This is a genomic window from Streptomyces sp. XD-27 (assembly GCF_030553055.1).
Lineage (GTDB): Bacteria > Actinomycetota > Actinomycetes > Streptomycetales > Streptomycetaceae > Streptomyces.
Map to the genome: position 1 here is coordinate 2,652,181 of NZ_CP130713.1, position 17,127 is coordinate 2,669,307.

Sequence of the window (17,127 nt, forward strand, 5' to 3'; positions counted from 1 at the left end):
TTCCGCCTTATCCGTCTACCCCACCCTGGACGGCCCAGCGGCCGAAAGCGATCTGCATACCTTCACTGAAGTCGGGTAGCCGCGCGCCCATGGCTCCACCACGAGGGACACGAGGGAAAGACACCGGATTGAGAATGATCCGCCGCCGCTCGCTGCTCGCGGGCGGCGCGGCGCTGGGTGCAGTGGGCGCGGCCGGTTGCAGCCGGGTGTCCAGCGCCGACGCCAAGGACGGGGGGAATCTGCTGGAGCGGCTGAGGTCGCAGGGCACGGTACGGCTGGGAATCGCGGGTGAGATTCCCTTCGGTTACATCGACAAGGACGGAAAGTTCACCGGCGAGGCACCGGAGATCGCCAAGGTGGTCTTCAAGCGGCTGGGTGTGCCGCATGTGCAGCCCGTACCGACCGAGTTCGCCTCGCTGATTCCCGGACTGCGCTCGCAGCAGTTCGACGTGGTGTCGGCGGGGATGTACGTCAATCCCGAGCGCTGCCAACAGGTGGTCTTCGCCGATCCCGACTACCGGATGCGGGACGCGTTCATCGTCGCCAAGGGAAATCCGAAGAACCTCCACACCTACGAGGACATCGTCAGGACCGGGGCCAAGATGGCCAGCGGCACGGCCTACGCCGAGATCGGCTACGCGGTCAACGCCGGGGTGAAGGAGAGCGAGATCGCGGTGCTGCCCGACCAGCTGGCCGGGCTGCTGGCGGTGGAGCAGGGGCGGGTCGACGTCTTCGCCGGTACGACGGTGACCGTGCACAACGTGGTCAAGCAGACCGGGAGCCGGAAGGCGGAGGCCACCGAGCCGTTCCAGCCGATGGTGGACGGAAAGCCGGATATCGGCGCCGGCGCGTTCGCGTTCCGTCCCGAGGACACCAATCTGCGGGACGCGTTCAACGGCGAGCTGCGGAAGATGAAGAAGAGCGGGGAACTGCTCCGTATCGTGCGGCCTTTCGGCTTCACCGAGAACGAGATGACGGATCTCACCGCCGAGGAGCTGTGTCAGCCATGACCGCCGGACTGTGGGAGCACTGGCTTCTCCCGGGTATCTGGATCACCGTTCAGCTCACTCTTTACAGTGCCGCATTCGCCACCGTCGTCGCCTTCGGGATCGGTATCGCCCGGACGTCCCGGCGATGGATCGTCCGCTTTCTCGCCGGTTTCTATGTGGAGGTCTTCCGGGGCACCTCGGCACTGGTGCTGATGTTCTGGCTGTTCTTCGTGATGCCGCTGGCATTCGAGTGGCAACTGGTGCCGATGTGGGCCGCGGTGCTGGCCCTCGGGCTGACGTACGGCGCGTACGGTTCCGAGGTCGTGCGCGGCGCCATCGCCGCCGTGGCCCCGGGGCAGCGGGAGGCGGCCATCGCGCTCAGCTTCACGCCCGCGCAGCGGATGCGCCGGGTCATCCTGCCGCAGGCGATCCCCGAGATGATCCCGCCGTTCAACAACCTGCTGATCGAGCTGCTGAAAGGCACGGCTCTGGTCTCGGCGGTGAGCGTCCCGGACATCACCTTCGCGGCACAGCTCTCCCGGCTCGCGACGGGCGACAGCCTGGAGATCTACCTGATCGTCCTCGGCCTGTACTTCGTGCTGGCCTTCGTCCTGACCCGGCTGATGCGGCTGCTGGAGCGGCGGGCGAAGGCGGGTATCGGCCAGGCTCCGGAGAAGAAGGAGCGCATGGGAGTGACGCGCAAGCTCTCGCCCGCGCAGGAGTCCGCCCAGGCCGCCAACGCGGGCCTCCCCGGAGGTGCGGCATGACGTGGGACTGGGACGTCGCCCGGGACTTCCTTCCCGATCTGGGGAAGGGTCTGCTGGTCACGCTCGAGGTGACCGCCCTGGGGTCGGTGCTGTCGTTCGCGCTGGGCCTGGTGTGGGCGCTGGCCTTCCGCTCGCCCGTCCGCTGGGTGCGCTGGCCGGTGGCCGCGGTGGTGGAGTTCGTCCGCAACACCCCGCTGCTGGTGCAGCTGTTCTTCTTCTACTACGTGCTGCCGAACTGGGACATCACGTTCTCCGCGCTGACCACCGGCGTCCTCGCGCTCGGCCTGCACTACTCCACGTACACCGCCGAGGTCTACCGGGCCGGGATCGACGGGGTGCCCAAGGGCAGTGGGAGGCCGCGATCGCGCTGAGCCTCTCCCGCCGCCGTACGTGGTGCGCGGTGATCCTGCCGCAGGCGATCCGCCGCGTCGTACCGGCGCTGGGCAACTACGTCATCTCGATGCTGAAGGACTCGCCCCTGATCGCGCTGATCGGCGTGACCGAGATGCTGCAGAAGGCGCGCGCCGAGAGCGCCGCGTCCTTCCAGTACATCGAGCCGTACACGATGGTCGGCATCGCCTTCATCCTCATCGCCTATCCGGCATCCCTCCTCATGCGAGCTCTGGAGCGTCGCCTTGGCCACTGAAAACGCCACCACGACCGACAACGCCGACAACGCCGACAACGCCGACGGCAACGTGCTCATCCACTTCGACCAGGTGACCAAGCGCTTCGGCGACACCACGGTCCTGGACGACCTGTGCTTCTCGGTGTCGCCGGGGAAGCACGTGACGCTCATCGGGCCCTCCGGGTCCGGGAAGACCACGATCCTGCGGCTGCTGATGACGCTGATCAAGCCGGACCGGGGCACGATCAGCGTGGACGGCCAGTACCTCACCCACGAGGAGAAGGGCGGCAAGCTCGTCCCGGCGGGCGAGAAGCACTCCCGCGAGGTGCGGAAGAAGATCGGCATGGTCTTCCAGCAGTTCAACCTCTTCCCCAACATGCGGGTGCTGCGCAACGTCACCGAGGCCCCCATGCACGTCCTCGGCCTCAGCAAGGACGAGGCGGAGGCGCGGGCGCTGGACCTGCTGGAGCTGGTCGGTCTGGGCCGCAAGTGCAACGACTACCCGACCCGGCTGTCGGGCGGGCAGCAGCAGCGGGTGGCCATCGCCCGCGCGCTGGCGATGCGGCCGCAGGTGCTGCTGCTGGACGAGGTGACCTCGGCGCTGGACCCGGAGCTGGTGGCCGGCGTGCTGGACGTGCTGCGCGACATCGCCCACACGACTGACATCACGATGCTGTGCGTCACCCACGAGATGAACTTCGCGCGGGACATCTCGGACGAGGTTCTGATGTTCGACGGCGGCCGCGTCATCGAGTCCGGCCCGCCGGAAAAGATCTTCAGCGATCCGGAACACGAGCGTACGCGGGAGTTCCTGAGCGCCGTGCTGTAACCGGATCGCCCACCGTCGCATGACGGTGGCATATGCCAGCGGAGCGCGCCCCTGGTTGCGGGCGCGGAAGGAGCTCCCAATATCTTCAACACCCACGCGGGACGACCCGGTTGGCCGCTACCGTGGTAGTCAGCCGGGCCGTTCGGAACCACATCGGCCCGCACGCCGCTGCGATCCAGAGCAACGGCGACGACGCAAGCGGTAGCAACCTCCTAGGGGGAAACCGTGGCGCTCAAACCTGAGCCGACCGCGCCGCTCCACTCGGTGCAGCACGCCCTGCGTGTGATGGAGACCGTCTCCAGACACGGCGGCGGTGTGACCGATGTCCAGATCGCCCGGGAGACCGGGCTGCCCGTCGGGCACCTCGCCCCTCTGCTCCGGATGCTGTGCCGCGAGGGCTACGTGACGCAGGTCGCCGACGGCGCGTACATGGTGGGCGAGGCTCTGGTCCGCCTCGGCGCCGGCGGCCCGGAACGACAGGCCGCGATCGAGCACAAGCTCCAGCAGACCCTCACCGCGCTGCGCGACTCCATCGGGGCCGCGATCTACCTCAGCCGCTACATCGACGGCGAGATCCGGATCACGCAGTACGCGGACGGGCCGCGCACCCCCAAGGTCAACGAGTGGGTGGACTTCAAGTCCGCCGCGCACGCGATGGCGGCGGGCAAGTGCATGCTCACCCAGCTCGACCACAACGGCCGCCGCGACCACCTGTCACGGCACAAGATCGTGCGGCTCACCTCGCACACGACCACCAGCGAGCGGGTGCTGTTCAACAAGCTCGACAGCCACCCCGCCAGCGTGCCGGTCCTCGACCTCCAGGAGTACGCGGTGGGCACGGTCTGCGCCGCCGTGCCGATCACCGCGGGCCAGGCGGTCGGCAGCCTGGCCCTCTCCCTGCCCCTGGCGCACGCCCACCGGCTGCGCCAGGCGGCCCACACCCTGAACCGGGAGGCCGCGCCGGTCCTGCTCTCGCTGGCGATCTAGGTGGTCGCGAGCACGCGCGGGGCGGTCACGAGCACCCGCGGGGACCAGGTAGTATTTACCTCGTCGACAGCCGCTCGAGGCGGCGAAGGTCGGCGGGCGCCGCTAGCTCAGTTGGTTAGAGCAGCTGACTCTTAATCAGCGGGTCCGGGGTTCGAGTCCCTGGCGGCGCACATTTTCCGCAGCGGGCGCTCCTGGTTTTCCAGGGGCGCCCGCTGTCGTATGGGTCACAGGCTCAGGTGGTCCAGGGTGACCACCGGCCGGCCGGCGCCCGACCCGTCCTCGGTACGGAGCGCGACGGCGGCGTGGTAGCCGTCCGGGGCTTCGAGGTCGATCAGCGCCCAGCCCTCCGGGACCCGGCTGCCGCTGGGCGCCAGGCCCTCGGCGAGGCCGACGTGGTGCGTGCCCACCCCGCCCGGCAGCCCGGTGCCGATGCCCTTGAGGTACGCCTCCTTCCGCACCCAGCAGCTCAGGAACGCCTCGTCGCGCAGCGACGCGGGCAGCGCGGCGATGGCGGCCCGCTCGTCCGGATGGAGCTGACCGGTGAGGTCGACGCCGCCGCGCCGGGTCTGGCTCGCCTCGATGTCCGCACCCACGGGCGCGGCGGCCACCGCCACCAGGGCGGCGTCCTCGGCGTGCGACAGGGAGAAGTGCAGCCCCTCGCGCCCCACGACGGCGGGGCGCCCGTGCGGCTTGTCGCAGTCGGGCATCCCGCACCGCTCGCGGGTGAACTCCACCTCCGCCGGTCCGATCCCCAGGTACGCGCCGAGTAGGACGCGCAGGCCCACGTGCGAGGTGAGGTAGCGCTGCTGGTGGAGGTCGCCGCGGAACCGGGCCGCGCGCCGCGCCTCGTCGGCGTCCAGCAGATGACCGGCCGCGGCCGCCGCGGCGGCGGACCGCGGTATCTCCAGCAGCCATACGGCGACTTCGCCCCGGCCGGGCAGCTCATCGGGGCCCGCGGGCAGCGGTGACGCCGGCCCCCACGCTACGGACACCGCGCTGGCGACGCTGTTCAACGGCACGACCGAACCCACCCCTGTGTTCCCCCCCCCGGCGGCTCGCCTCGGCGGCCCCGGCCCCTCGCTCTCCTCAGGTGAGCGTAAAGGGGCGGGGGCGCTGTCGTTCAAGCCCGTACGGGGTCGGCAGGTTGCTGCCAGACGGTGACTTCGGACACGTTCGACTCGGGTGGGGCTACCAATGGGTAGCCGTCGGGCTACGATCACGCGCGTCCGCGCGCTCAACCTTCATGGGGGTCCAGGGACATGGCGACAGAACGGACGGCACGGGCGGAGACGGCGCGCAAACCGCGTTTCTGGTCGGCCGCGGCCTCGGCGGCTGCCCTGCCGGTGGCGCCGGTGTACGGCGCTTTCCTCTCGTACTTCGCCTATCACCCGCCCCGCAAGCCGTACCATCGCACGCCCGCCGACCTGGGCCTGGACAGTACCGATGTGCGGGTGCCGCTGGACGGCGGCGGGCGCCGCGGCCTCCATGTCTGGCTCTGCCCCGGCGACCCCGAGCGGGTGGTGGTGATGGGGCACGGCCTGGGGCTCAGCAAGTCCGCCAGCCTGACACAGGCGCGGCTGCTGAACGAAGCCGGTTACACCGTCGCCCTGTTCGACCACCGCAACCACGGCAGGAGCAGCGGCGACCGCGCCTGCTGGGGCATGAGCGAGCGGCACACCGACGATGTCATCGCCGTGGTCCGCCATATGCGCTCGCTGGAGGAGTACGCCTCGGCGAGGATCGCCGTTTACGGCTTCTCCATCTCCACGTTCCCCTCGCTGTACATGCTGCGGAAGGCGGCGGACTGCCCGGTCGACGCGGTGGTGTTTGACAGCGGGCCCGCGCTCGACCTCCAGCCGCTGTTCCGCAACTTCGTGGCGGCGGGCGGGCTGCCGGTGCCGGGCCCGTTGCGCACCGGTGTGTCCGGCAGGGTGCTGGGCAGGGTGTTCTCCGCGCTCGCCACGGCGATGCTCCAGGTCAGCTGGCCGCCGCCGGTCTCGGGCGCGTACGAGGACACGCCGATGCTCTTCCTGGCCGGTGACGACGACCGGATCATCCCGGCGGCCGGGGTGCGCGCGCTCGCGGAGCGCTACCCGCTGGCCGAGGTGCACGTCCTTGCCGGCGCCGGACATCTGGCGGGCGTGAAGACCGAGCCCGAGACGTATGCCGAGACCGTGCTGGGCTTCCTGCGGCGGACGCTCAAGGGCTGAGCCCGGCAGGGCGGTTGAGAGCGGGTCTGGCCTCCCCCGCCCCCGTGTCCACGGGGGAGACCAGGATCATGGCGCCACGCCATCACACCGCCGTGGGCCGCCCGCCCCATGGTCCTGCACCTCGGCGGCATGCGGTGCGTCCTGTCACGAAGCTGCCAGCGTCCCGGACGGCTCTCGGCCGCCCCAAGCCCTCGCCTCGCTGTTTACTTTCATGCCGCATGACATTGCTACAGTCATAAGCCGCCTGCGGGGCAAGGGTTTCGGGCTGGTTCCATCGGGGGTAGTGCTTATGTTCGCATTGGTGGAGCGTGACGCCGAGATAGCGCGACTTACCCGACTATTCGATGAACCGTTCGACGGTGGAATGCGCATCGGGGTCATCAACGGCGCCGTCGCCTCGGGAAAGACCGAGCTTCTCAACGCGGTGTCACATACCGCCGCGCAGCGGGGTATCCGGCTGCTGAGCGCCGTCGCATCGGCCGCCGAGCAGGAGTTCCCGTATGCCGTCGTGGAGCAGATCCTGGGCGGCGCACAGCTCGACGCCGGTGCGGCCGGGCAGGACACCGGCCCGGCCGGACAGGGCCTGGTCCCCCTCGCCGTCCTCCAGGACGTCCACCGCGCCCTCGCCCGGCTCGCCGCCGACGCCCCCCTGCTGATCACCGTCGACGACGTCCAGTACGCCGACCCCCAGTCCCTGCGCTGCCTCGCCTACGCCGTCCGCCGACTGGGCCCCGACGTGACCGTGCTGGTCACCTGCGGCAGCCGTCCCTGCCTGGACGCCACCGCCCTCGACGAGCTGCTGTACCAGCCGAAGATCTGCCGGGTACGGCTCGGCCCGCTCACCGTCGACGGGGTGGCCCGGCTGCTCGCCGAGGAACTGGGCTCCGAAACCGCCCACCGGCACGCCGCCGCCTGCCACGCCATGACCGGCGGCAACCCCCTGCTGCTGCACGGCCTTGTGGACGACCACCTCGGCCGGCGGGCCGGCCGCCGGGACGCGGAGGCCGACCTCGGCGCACCGGTCCCCGGCGAGCTGTTCCGGCAGGCCGTCCTGGCGTGCGTCCACCGCGGCGGCGCCGCCGGACGGCGCGCCGCCCACGGGATCGCGCTGCTCGGCGACGCCACCTCGCCGTCCCTGCTGAGCGACCTGGTCGACCTGGAGGAGCGGACCGTCCAGCGGGCGGTCACCGCGCTCACCGAGGCCGGGCTCCTGCACGGCGGCCGGTTCCGGCACGACGAGGTCCGGGCCGTCCTGCTGGAGGACCTGCCCGCGCCGGAGCTCGGCCCGCTCCGCCGCCGCGCCGCCGTCCTGCTCCACGAGGAGGGCGCCGACGCCACCGACGTGGCCCTTCAGCTCCTGAGCCACGAGGCCGCCGTGCCGGAGGTGGGTGTCCCCCAGGCCCCCAGGGCCTGGGGGGAGAGTGGGTCAGCCGGGTGCTGCGCGAGGCGGCCCGCCAGGCCCTGGCCGACGACCGGATGGAGTTCGCGGTCAGCTGCCTGCAACTGGCCGAGCGGGCCAGCACCGACGAGCGGGAGCGGCTCGCCCTGCGCGCCGCGCTGGCCCAGGCCATGTGGCGGGTCAAGCCGCTGGCCCAGGCCCGGCAGTTGCAGTCGCTGGCCAAGCCCGCCCGCGACGGCCTGCTGCCTCCCCTGCAGGCCCTCGGCGTCGCCCTCGGGTTGATGTGGACCGGGCGGATGGAGGACGCGGCCGCGGCCATCGAACAGGTCAGCAGGGCCGCTGCCGAGGACCCCGGCTCGGAGGTCGACGACGAGCTGCGGGTCATAGGGCTCACCCTGGCCTCCACCTATCCCGGCGCCCCGGAGCTCAAGAGGTTCCAGGAGCGCTGGTTCCCGCACGACGCCCGCCGCCAGCTGGCCGACCCGGCCGCCGACTCGCCCCGGCTCACCGCGATGCGCGCCCTGCACACCGTGCTCACCATGGGCGCCGACGAGCACGCCGTACGGGCCGCGGAGCGCGTCCTGGAGCACACCCGGCTGGGCAACACGACCGTGTTCACCCTGCGGGCCGCGCTGCTGACCCTCATCTACGCCGACCGGCTGACCACCGCCACCATCTGGTGCGACCGGATCCTCACCGAGTCCGCGCGCCGCGGCACGCCCGCCTGGCTGGCCTGCTTCTACGCCGTACGGGCCGGGATCTCGCTGCGCGTCGGCCGGTTGACCGAGGCGGTGGGCTACGCGGAGCAGGCGCTGGAGGAGCTGCCGGCGCGCGGCTGGGGCCTCGGGATCGGCGTGCCGCTGTCGGTGCTGGTCAGCGCGCACACCGCCATGGGCCGGCACGACGAGGCCGCGGAGCTGCTGTCCCGGCCGGTGCCGGAGCAGCTGTTCCAGACCCGGTACGGACTGCACTATCTGCACGCCCGCGGCAGGCACCAGTTGGCCACCGGCCGGCACCACGCCGCCCTCACGGACTTCCGCGCCTGCGGCGACCAGATGCCCCTGTGGGGCCTGGACTCCCCGGCCGTGGTGCCGTGGCGGCTCGGTGCGGCCGAGGCGTGGCTGGCGCTGGGCGACCAGGAGCAGGCGGCGCGGCTGGCGGACAGCCAGCTGGAGTTGCTCAGCCCCTCGCAGACCCGGGCCCGGGGGGCGGCGCTGCGGCTCGTGGCCGCCACCCGGCCGCTCGCGGAACGGCCCGCCCTGCTCCAGGAGGCCGTCAGGCTGCTCCAGGACAGCGGCAGCTGGTACGGGATGGCGCGGGCGCTGGCCGATCTGGGGGAGGTCCACAAGGAGATGGGGGACCTGCCCAAGAGCCGGCTGATGACCCGGTGGGCCTGGCGGATGGCCGACGGCTGCGGTGCGCAGGAGCTGGCGCGGCGACTGCGGCCGACCCCGGGCCGTACCGCGCCGTCCGAGTCGGCGTCCGCGGCCGGCGGCGGGGCGGACACGGCGGCGTTCGCCACGCTCACCGACGCCGAGCGCCGCGTGGCCTCGCTGGCGGCCGCCGGGCACACCAACCGGGAGATAGCGGCGAAGCTCTACATCACGGTCAGCACGGTGGAGCAGCATCTCACCCGGGTGTACCGCAAGATCAATATAAGTCAGCGGCAGGATCTGCCCGCGAGCCTGGACCGCTACGTCGCCCACACCGCCTGACCCGATGGCCACGGTGTCCGGGCGGCCGCGCCTTCGGGTGCGGATTCGCAAGGGTGGATAGGGGTTGAGGGGCCGGGAGCGGCCTCCCTAGCGTTTCCCTTATGACGTCAGCCACCACGGCTCCGACGACGATGCTCGTGCCGGACTTTCCTTTCTCGTACGACCGTTGGCTGCGCCATCCGGCGGGCCTGGGCAGGCTGCCACCGGGCGTGGCCGGCACCGAAGTGGCGGTCGTCGGCGGGGGAATGGCCGGGCTGACCGCCGCCTATGAGCTGATGCGGCTGGGCCTGCGGCCCGTCGTGTACGAGGCGGAGCAGCTGGGCGGGCGCATGCGCTCGGTCCCTTTTCCCGGGAATCCGGAATACGTGGCCGAGATGGGCGCCATGCGCTTTCCCGTTTCCGCCCGGGCGCTGTTCCATTACATCGGTCTGCTGGGTCTCGGGACGCGCCCGTTCCCCAATCCGCTGGCGCCGAGCACCCCGAGCACGCTGATCGACCTGGAGGGCGTCCGGCACCGGGCCCGTACGCCGGAGCAGCTGCCGGACGTCTACCAGGAGGTGGCGGACGCCTGGGAGAAGGCGCTCCACGAGCGGGCCGAGCTGTCGACGGTCCGGGACGCGATCCGGCGGCGGGACGTGGAGACCCTCAAGGCCGTGTGGAACCGGCTGGTCCGGGACTTCGACGACCAGTCCTTCTACGGCTTCCTCGCCACCTCCCCCACCTTCCAGTCGTTCCGGCACCGGGAGATCTTCGGCCAGGTCGGGTTCGGCACCGGCGGCTGGGACACCGACTTCCCCAACTCGATGCTGGAGATCCTGCGGGTGGTCTTCACCGAGGCGGACGACCACCACCTGGCCATCGTGGGCGGTTCGCAGCAACTGCCGCGCGGCCTGTGGGAGCACCGCCCGGAGGTGCTCGCGCACTGGCCGCGGGGCACGTCCCTGGCGTCCCTGCACGGCGGTGCGGCCCGACCCGCGGTCACCGGGCTGCGCCGGTGCGGCGCGGGCTTCCGGGTCGCGGACGCGGGCGGCGGCAGCGCCACGTACCCGGCGGTGGTCTTCAGCCCGCACGTGTGGACGCTGCTGAACCGGATCGACTGCGACCCCGCGCTGCTGCCCACCGGCCACTGGACCGCGGTGGAGCGCACCCACTACATGGGCGCGTCCAAGCTGTTCGTCCTGGTGGACCGGCCGTTCTGGCGCGACGCCGACCCGGCCACGGGCGCCGACGCGATGAGCATGACGCTGACCGACCGGATGCCGCGCGGGGTGTACCTCTTCGACGACGGCCCGGACCGGCCCGGGGTGATGTGCCTGTCGTACACCTGGAACGACGACTCGCTGAAGTTCGCGACGCTGTCGGCCCGGGAGCGGCTGGAGGTGCTGCTGACCCGGCTGGCCGCGATCTACCCGGACGTCGACATACGGTCGCATCTCATCGACGGGCCGCTGACCGTCACCTGGGAGACCGAGCCGAGGTTCATGGGGGCGTTCAAGTCGAACCTGCCCGGCCAGTACCGGTACCAGCGGCGGCTGTTCACCCAGTTCATGCAGGACGGGATGGCGCCGGGGCAGCGTGGGTTCTTCCTGTGCGGCGACGACGTGTCCTGGACGGCGGGCTTCGCCGAGGGCGCGGTGACGACGGCGTTGAACGCGGTGTGGGGGGTGCTGAACCACCTGGGCGGCGCCACGCACCCGGACAATCCGGGGCCGGGCGACGTGTTCCACGAGATCGCGCCGGTGGAGCTGCCGTACACCTGAGCCGGCCGGCGGGCCGAGGGGGCTGGTGACGCCGTCACCAGCCCCGCATCGCTACTGCCGGGCCAGCTTCTCCAACTGGCGCTTGTCCGGCTTGCCGTTGCGGTTGAGCGGGAAGCTGTCCAGGACGACGACCCGGTTGGGCTGCTCGTAGGCGGGCAGCGCCGCGGCCAGCAGGTCCCGCCAGTGGGCCGCGTCCCGCAGCTGGTCGTCCTCGACGAAGAAGACCAGCTGGGCACCGCGGCGTTCGTCCGGCAGCGGAACGATACGGGTCGAGATGTGCGCCACGGCCGCCTTGCGCTCGATGAGCTCGGGGTAGAGCGTGTAGCCCATGCGGTGCACGGCGAACTTGCGGCCCAGGACGTAGAGGTTGTCGGACGCGTCGAGATAGCCGAGGTCGCCGGTGCGCTGCCAGCCCGAGGGCACCGAGTCGATGCCGCCGTCGTCGGCGAGGTGACCCTCCAGGGCGTCGGGGGTGTCCACCTCGATCTCGCCGGCCTCTCCCGCGGCGACCGGCACTCCGTCCTCGTCGACGACGCGCAGCTTGATGCCGTCCATGGCCCGGCCGCAGGAGACCGGGTTGTCCAGCGTGGCGAAGGCGATGTTGCCCAGTTCGGTACTGCCGTAGGAGTCGAGCAGCGGCAGGCCGAACTCGGCCACGTAGGCGTCGTTCAGGGTTCCGTCCAGCGGGGCCGCCCCGGAGCAGAACATCCGCACCGGCGCCAGGTGGGCCCGCAGGGAGGGCTTGCGGGTGACCAGGTTGAGGATGCTGCGGTAGCTGGCGGGGGTCGCGTCGATGACCGTGGTGCCGGTGCGGCCGGCCATCTGCACGGCCCGGTCCAGCCGTTTGTACGGGGCTATGACCAGCGAGCACCGGGTGAGCCAGGCGATCAGCACCATGGACAGCCCGTACTGGTGGGCGAAGGGCAGCAGCGGCATCAGGACGTCGTCCGGCCGGTGCCCCACCTGGGCGGCGTTGCGCTCCAGGTTCTTGAGGAACTTCCGGCCCGACTTCACGGCCCCCTTGGGGGTGCCGGTGGAGCCGGACGTCCACATGATCAGGCCGTCGGGGCGGGCGCCCCAGGCGTCGAAGCACAGCCGCTGCCCGGTGGCCGGGCGGCCGGCGGCGGGGGCGATCAGCTCGTAGAGGTTGACGGCGCGGGCGTCGTCGTCGATCGGGGCGTCGTCGTCGACGAACGAGAGCGCGGTGTGGGTCCGTTGGGCGATGCGCCGGGTCTCGTCCGCGTGCTCCTGCTGGTCGACCAGCACGATGGAGGCGCCCACGTGCATCAGCGCGAACAGCACGCTGACGTACGCGGCGGAGTTCCCGGCCTTGAGGATGACCCGGTCGCCGGGGTTCACCCCCAGCTCGCGGATCACATCGGCGACGCGCAGGGCGTCCCGTTCGAAGTCGTCGAGGGTCTGCACGGAGTCGACTGCAAAGATCTTCGCGGTCATGGGTCGTGCTCTTTCCTATCCTCAATTGGAGTACGGGTAGCCGGGACCCTTGCCGGCCCCCAGGCTCCCTGGTCTTCGGCGCCGGTTTCCCACTCGGCGTCGACGGTGGACTGGGAGAGCAACTGGTCGTGCACGAGATTGACGACCTCCCTCCGGTTCGAGTCGAGGTAGCAGCCGAGGGAGCCGGGGAACACCTCGAGGTCGAATCGTCCGCTCGTACACCGCCGCCAGGCGCGTACGCCGCGCAGCGGGGTCCTGGGGTCGCGCTCGCCGGTGAGGGCGACGATGCGGCAGTCGAGGGCCGGCGGGCCCAGCGGCCTGTCCCACTGGGCGGTGCGGCCGGAGACGAACAGGGTGAGCAGCGTTGTCGCGGTCTCCCGCTCCAGGCGCATCGCGACCCGGTAGGCGAGGGCGGCCCCGGCGCCGTGGCCGAAGAGGGCCACGGGCCGGTCGGTCCACTCCCCCAGGGCGTCGAAGATGCGGTCGGCCAGCTCCGGGTCCGTGGCGAGGTCGTCGCCTTCCGCGCCGCGGGCCTCGGGCGGGTACTGGATCGCGAGCACCTCGACGGTGGGCAGCAGCAGCTCCGACAGCGAGAGGTAGTACGCGGTGGAGTGCGCCGATTCCGGGAAACAGATCAGCCGGAAGCTGCTCGGGGTCTCCGGTTGCAGAATCCGGATAAGGCCGACATCATCGGGCTTGGCCTGCTTGACCTGACTCAAGGACCACACCCCTGCGGCGGCCGCGGGCGGAACGGGCGGTGCGCGCGGGGCCGGACGACAGCGGGCCCCGCCGCCTCTTCCGGAAAACCGGAAACGGGCGCATTATTCGAAGCGCTCACGCGGTGAGGCTATGAGCCGTTCTCCGGCGGCCACAACCCCTAGTGACCGCTATTCGCGACGGCCGGTTTACACGCCCCCTCATCACCCCTAACCCGGCCCGTCTCCCCCTAATGTGCAGGCGGATCCGGCCTGCGTGTTGATGGTCCGTGCTAGACATGGCGAGCATGTTTTCCGTGTCCCTATGATCCGTGTCCCTATGATCGGCGCACGATCCATATTCGTGTTCCGTCTGATTTAACAGGCATTGATGAACACAACACGCCCCATGGATTTCGCCGTCATCGTCGACGGCCTGGTCAAGCAGTACCCCGGCCGCCCGGTTCCGGCCGTCGACAACCTGAGTTTCACGGTCAACCACGGGGAGGTCTTCGGCTTCCTCGGCCCCAACGGGGCGGGAAAGACCACCACCCTCGGCATTCTCACCACCCGGGTCGCCCCGACCGGCGGACGCGCCTTCGTACAGGGCGTGGACGTGGTGAACAAGCCGGCCGTGGCCCGCCAGTCGTTCGCCGTCGTACCCCAGCGCAACAACCTGGACCGCTCGCTGACGATCCGCCAGAACCTCACCTTCCATGCCGGCTACCACGGCCTGTCGCGGGCGGAGCGCAACCGGCTGGCGGACGAGAGCCTGGAGTGGGTGGGGCTGGCCGACCACGGCAACGCCCGTGCCGACCAGGTCTCCGGCGGCCAGGCGCAGCGGGTGATGATCGCCCGCGCGCTCATGCACCGGCCGCGGGTGCTGTTCCTGGACGAGCCCGCCACCGGACTGGACCCCCAGTCGCAGATCTTCGTACACGAACGGGTCGCGGAGCTGAAGGAGCGGGGCGTCACGGTGGTCATCACCACCCACAACATGGAGGAGGCGGCCCGCCTGTGCGACCGCGTCGGCATCGTGGACCACGGCAAGCTGCTGGCGCTGGACACCCCGCAGGCGCTGATGGACACGCTCAGCGCCACCGCGCTGACGGTGTCGGTGGTGCCGCCGCACGCGGGCATCGACGGGGCACTGGCCGGCTTGCGCGCGCTGAGCTTCGTGGAGCGCGTCGAGGTGCTCCAGCAGGACGACGCGGAGCTGGTGGCCAGCATCCTTGAGGGCGGCGGTCAGGCCGCGGCCCAGGACAACACCGTACGGATGAAGATCTACAGCGAGGCCCTGTCGTCGACGCTGCTGCCCGCCGCCATCAAGGCCCTGACCGGCGCCGGTTGCGAACTCAGGGACCTGAGCGTGAACGAGGCGTCCCTGGAAGACGTCTTCGTCGAGCTGACGGGGAAGGAACTGCGATGACCACCTCCGCACCCGCCAACAAGCCGACCGGGGACGATACGGCCGTCATACCTGTGGTCGGGGGCGAGCCGCCGGGCTCTGGTCCCGGGCCCGGGCCCGGAGCCGGAACCGGGGACCGCCCGTCGCCGGTGGTCGGGATCGTCCAGCCGTCCGGGGGGCAGACCCCGGTGGTGACCGGGCCGCTGTTCGGCGGCGGCCCGGCGGACACGGGAGCCGCGCCGGGCCGGGGAGCCGCGTTGAGCCCTGTCCCGGCGGGCCCCGTGTCGGGCCCCACGCCCGCGTTCGCCTCCGCCCCCGCGCCGATGGAGAGCGCCACCCCCAAGCCGCGTCCACCGGGCGGTGGCGGCCGCCACCGCCGCCGCGCCAACCGGTGGCGGACGTTCTGCTTCATCCTGTGGCGGGACGTCTTCGTGACCGGCCGTGAGATCGCGCCCTTCCTGGGCCAGGTCCTCGTGGAGCCGTTCTTCATCCTCTTCGTCTTCGGCAAGGTGCTCGGCCAACTCGGCTACACCGCGCCCGGCTTCGAGCAGGTGCTGCTGCCCGGTGTGGTGGCGCTCAACAGCTTCCTGGTCGCCCTGCAGAACACCGCGCTTCCACTGGCCATCGACTTCTCCTGGACCAAGGAGATCGAGGACCGGCTGCTGGCCCCGATCCCCACCGCGCTGGTCGCGGTGGAGAAGGCGGTCTTCGGCGCGATCCGCGGCGTCATCGGCTCGCTGATCATGATCCCGATCGGCCTGCTGCTGCTGGACAACGTCTCCTGGCCGCTGAGCAAGATGCCCGCGACGCTGGGCATCGTGGCGCTCGGCGGGATCGTCGGCGGCGCGGTGGGCCTGACGCTGGGCACCCTGGCCCCGGCGCGCCACATCAGCATCGTCTTCGCCATGACGCTGACCCCGATCATGTTCACCGGCGCCACCCAGTTCCCCTGGAAGAGCCTGGAGGACCTGCGCTGGTTCCAGATCATGTGCGCGTTCAACCCGCTGACGTATGTCAGTGAGGCGATGCGCGGTCTGCTGCTGCCGCCGGAGGCGCCCGACTCGATCCCGCTGTGGATCTGCATCTCCGCGATCTCCGCGGCGACGCTGCTCTACGGGTTCATCGGGATCCGGGGCTTCAACCGCAGGGCGCAGGACTGACGCCGCGTCCACCCGAATCGACCGCGGCCACTCGAATCGACCGCGGTCACCAACTCGACGGCAAGGGCAAAGGCACGTAGACCATGACGGCACCGACGGATTCCGCGCAGCCGAAGACGGCCATCGTCTTCCCGGGCATGGGGCCGTCCACCTTCGCCGAGGTGGGCAAGTTCCTGATGCTGGACCCGTTCGCCCGCAAGCGGCTCGCCGAGGCCGACGAGGCGCTCGGGTACTCGGTCTTCGACGCGCTGCGCGCGTCCGAGGACGACTACTCCGAGGCCACCCAGGTCGCCTTCCTGGTCAACTCGATGGCCTCGGCGGACCGGGCCGAGCAGGAGCTGGGTCTGGTCCCCGACCTGTGCGTGGGGCCCAGCTTCGGCCAGAAGGCGGCGGCCGCGTACGTCGGCTCGCTGCCCTTCCCCGACGTGGTGCGGCTGACCGCGGAGCTGGCCCGCTGCGAGCACACGTACTTCACCGAGCAGTACCAGGACGCGGTCACCCACACCGTCGTCCGCACCCCGCGCGGGAAACTGGACGAGATCCTCTCCGAGTTCGACGCGCGGGGCGAGTGGTACGACTTCTCCGGTTATCTGGACGACGGCTTCGTCATGGTCTCGCTGCGCGAGAAGGAGCTGGACGGCCTGAAGCACCGGATCAGCCAGGTCGGCGGCTACTCGATGTACACGATGGTGCCGGCGGTGCACGCGCCCGCGTTCACGGAGCTGCGGCGGCGGGCCGCGGAGGAGATCCTGCCTCGCTACGCCTTCACCGACCCGAAGCTGCCCGTCGTCACCGACCAGGACGGCACGGTCATCACGTCGGCCGACGACCTGCGCACGATGATGCTGGACACGTTCGATCTGCCGATCGACTGGCCGAAGGTGGTGGCGGCGTTGAAGACCGCCGGGGTGGGGAAGCTGTGCGTCACCGGCCCCGACAACCTCTTCCACCGTCTGGACTGCACGAAGCGGAACTTCGAGGTCGTGACGGTGGGCCCGGGCGCCCGCCGCGCCCGGCCCGCCAGGGGCCCGCGGCCGCGGTGACCTGCGCATAGCTGACCAGGCTCGCCGACTCCTGGCCGACGCCGGGCTGCGACCCCGACTGGGGTGTGCAGCCCGGCGTTCG

13 protein-coding genes, 1 tRNA gene and 2 pseudogenes are annotated in these 17,127 nt (G+C 71.0%); 13 read left to right on the plus strand and 3 right to left on the minus strand.

From position 1 onward, the window contains the following. The first annotated feature begins 134 nt into the window (after positions 1 to 134). The 6 genes and pseudogenes from ehuB to Q3Y56_RS11640 all read left to right on the plus strand — a co-directional run bounded on the left by ehuB (position 135) and on the right by Q3Y56_RS11640 (position 4,370). Entirely contained in the window at positions 135 to 1,010 is an 876-nt protein-coding gene (ehuB, locus tag Q3Y56_RS11615; protein ID WP_304461878.1) for an ectoine/hydroxyectoine ABC transporter substrate-binding protein EhuB, read from the plus strand. Further along, positions 1,007 to 1,756: an ectoine/hydroxyectoine ABC transporter permease subunit EhuC gene (ehuC, locus tag Q3Y56_RS11620; protein ID WP_304461879.1), complete on the plus strand. Its 750-nt coding sequence runs from the start codon at positions 1,007 to 1,009 to the stop codon at positions 1,754 to 1,756. Before ehuB ends, ehuC begins: the two co-directional genes overlap by 4 nt. Next, positions 1,753 to 2,402: pseudogene (gene ehuD, locus Q3Y56_RS11625) on the plus strand (ectoine/hydroxyectoine ABC transporter permease subunit EhuD). The gene ehuC and the pseudogene ehuD overlap by 4 nt, the downstream one beginning before the upstream one ends. Continuing rightward, on the plus strand, positions 2,392 to 3,213 hold the full coding sequence (gene ehuA, locus Q3Y56_RS11630; RefSeq protein WP_304461880.1) for an ectoine/hydroxyectoine ABC transporter ATP-binding protein EhuA: 822 nt from the start codon (positions 2,392 to 2,394) through the stop codon (positions 3,211 to 3,213). Before ehuD ends, ehuA begins: the two are co-directional and overlap by 11 nt. Positions 3,214 to 3,438: 225 nt before the next feature. Beyond that, on the plus strand, positions 3,439 to 4,200 hold the full coding sequence (locus Q3Y56_RS11635) for an IclR family transcriptional regulator (RefSeq protein ID WP_304461881.1): 762 nt from the start codon (positions 3,439 to 3,441) through the stop codon (positions 4,198 to 4,200). A gap of 96 nt (positions 4,201 to 4,296) precedes the next feature. Further along, a tRNA-Lys gene (locus Q3Y56_RS11640) sits at positions 4,297 to 4,370 on the plus strand. A 54-nt stretch (positions 4,371 to 4,424) separates the two neighbouring features. Here Q3Y56_RS11640 and Q3Y56_RS11645 read toward each other — a convergent pair. Next, positions 4,425 to 5,219 (minus strand): 4'-phosphopantetheinyl transferase superfamily protein, encoded by a 795-nt coding sequence (locus tag Q3Y56_RS11645; protein WP_304461882.1) that lies wholly within the window; start codon positions 5,217 to 5,219, stop codon positions 4,425 to 4,427. Positions 5,220 to 5,459: 240 nt separating this feature from the next. On the opposite strand from Q3Y56_RS11645, the gene Q3Y56_RS11650 reads away from it, so the two are divergent. From Q3Y56_RS11650 to Q3Y56_RS11665, 4 genes and pseudogenes are all read left to right on the plus strand, one after another. Further along, positions 5,460 to 6,410 carry an alpha/beta hydrolase gene (locus Q3Y56_RS11650; protein ID WP_304461883.1) on the plus strand — a complete coding sequence of 317 codons (951 nt, stop codon included), beginning with the start codon at positions 5,460 to 5,462 and terminating at the stop codon, positions 6,408 to 6,410. Positions 6,411 to 6,699: 289 nt separating this feature from the next. Then, positions 6,700 to 7,143: pseudogene (locus Q3Y56_RS11655) on the plus strand (ATP-binding protein); the annotation flags it as partial. Between the two features lie 701 nt (positions 7,144 to 7,844). Then, positions 7,845 to 9,524 carry a LuxR family transcriptional regulator gene (locus Q3Y56_RS11660; protein WP_304461884.1) on the plus strand — a complete coding sequence of 560 codons (1,680 nt, stop codon included), beginning with the start codon at positions 7,845 to 7,847 and terminating at the stop codon, positions 9,522 to 9,524. Positions 9,525 to 9,625: 101 nt separating this feature from the next. Further along, positions 9,626 to 11,284 (plus strand): NAD(P)/FAD-dependent oxidoreductase, encoded by a 1,659-nt coding sequence (locus tag Q3Y56_RS11665; protein WP_304461885.1) that lies wholly within the window; start codon positions 9,626 to 9,628, stop codon positions 11,282 to 11,284. 51 nt (positions 11,285 to 11,335) lie between these two features. Here Q3Y56_RS11665 and Q3Y56_RS11670 read toward each other — a convergent pair whose 3' ends face one another. Together Q3Y56_RS11670 and Q3Y56_RS11675 are read right to left on the minus strand one after the other, a co-directional pair. Beyond that, positions 11,336 to 12,739, minus strand: coding sequence for a class I adenylate-forming enzyme family protein (locus tag Q3Y56_RS11670; protein WP_304461886.1), 1,404 nt, complete (start codon positions 12,737 to 12,739; stop codon positions 11,336 to 11,338). Beyond that, positions 12,736 to 13,467, minus strand: coding sequence for a thioesterase II family protein (locus Q3Y56_RS11675; protein ID WP_304461887.1), 732 nt, complete (start codon positions 13,465 to 13,467; stop codon positions 12,736 to 12,738). Before Q3Y56_RS11675 ends, Q3Y56_RS11670 begins: the two co-directional genes overlap by 4 nt. Positions 13,468 to 13,843: 376 nt before the next feature. Here Q3Y56_RS11675 and Q3Y56_RS11680 point away from each other — a divergent pair, with 376 nt between their 5' ends. The 3 genes from Q3Y56_RS11680 (at position 13,844) to Q3Y56_RS11690 (ending at position 17,045) form a co-directional block, all read left to right on the plus strand. Continuing rightward, positions 13,844 to 14,863: an ABC transporter ATP-binding protein gene (locus tag Q3Y56_RS11680; RefSeq protein ID WP_304461888.1), complete on the plus strand. Its 1,020-nt coding sequence runs from the start codon at positions 13,844 to 13,846 to the stop codon at positions 14,861 to 14,863. Beyond that, entirely contained in the window at positions 14,860 to 16,002 is a 1,143-nt protein-coding gene (locus Q3Y56_RS11685; RefSeq protein ID WP_304461889.1) for an ABC transporter permease, read from the plus strand. The genes Q3Y56_RS11680 and Q3Y56_RS11685 overlap by 4 nt, the downstream gene beginning before the upstream one ends. An 83-nt stretch (positions 16,003 to 16,085) precedes the next feature. Further along, on the plus strand, positions 16,086 to 17,045 hold the full coding sequence (locus tag Q3Y56_RS11690) for an ACP S-malonyltransferase (protein ID WP_304461890.1): 960 nt from the start codon (positions 16,086 to 16,088) through the stop codon (positions 17,043 to 17,045). Positions 17,046 to 17,127: the final 82 nt, after the last annotated feature.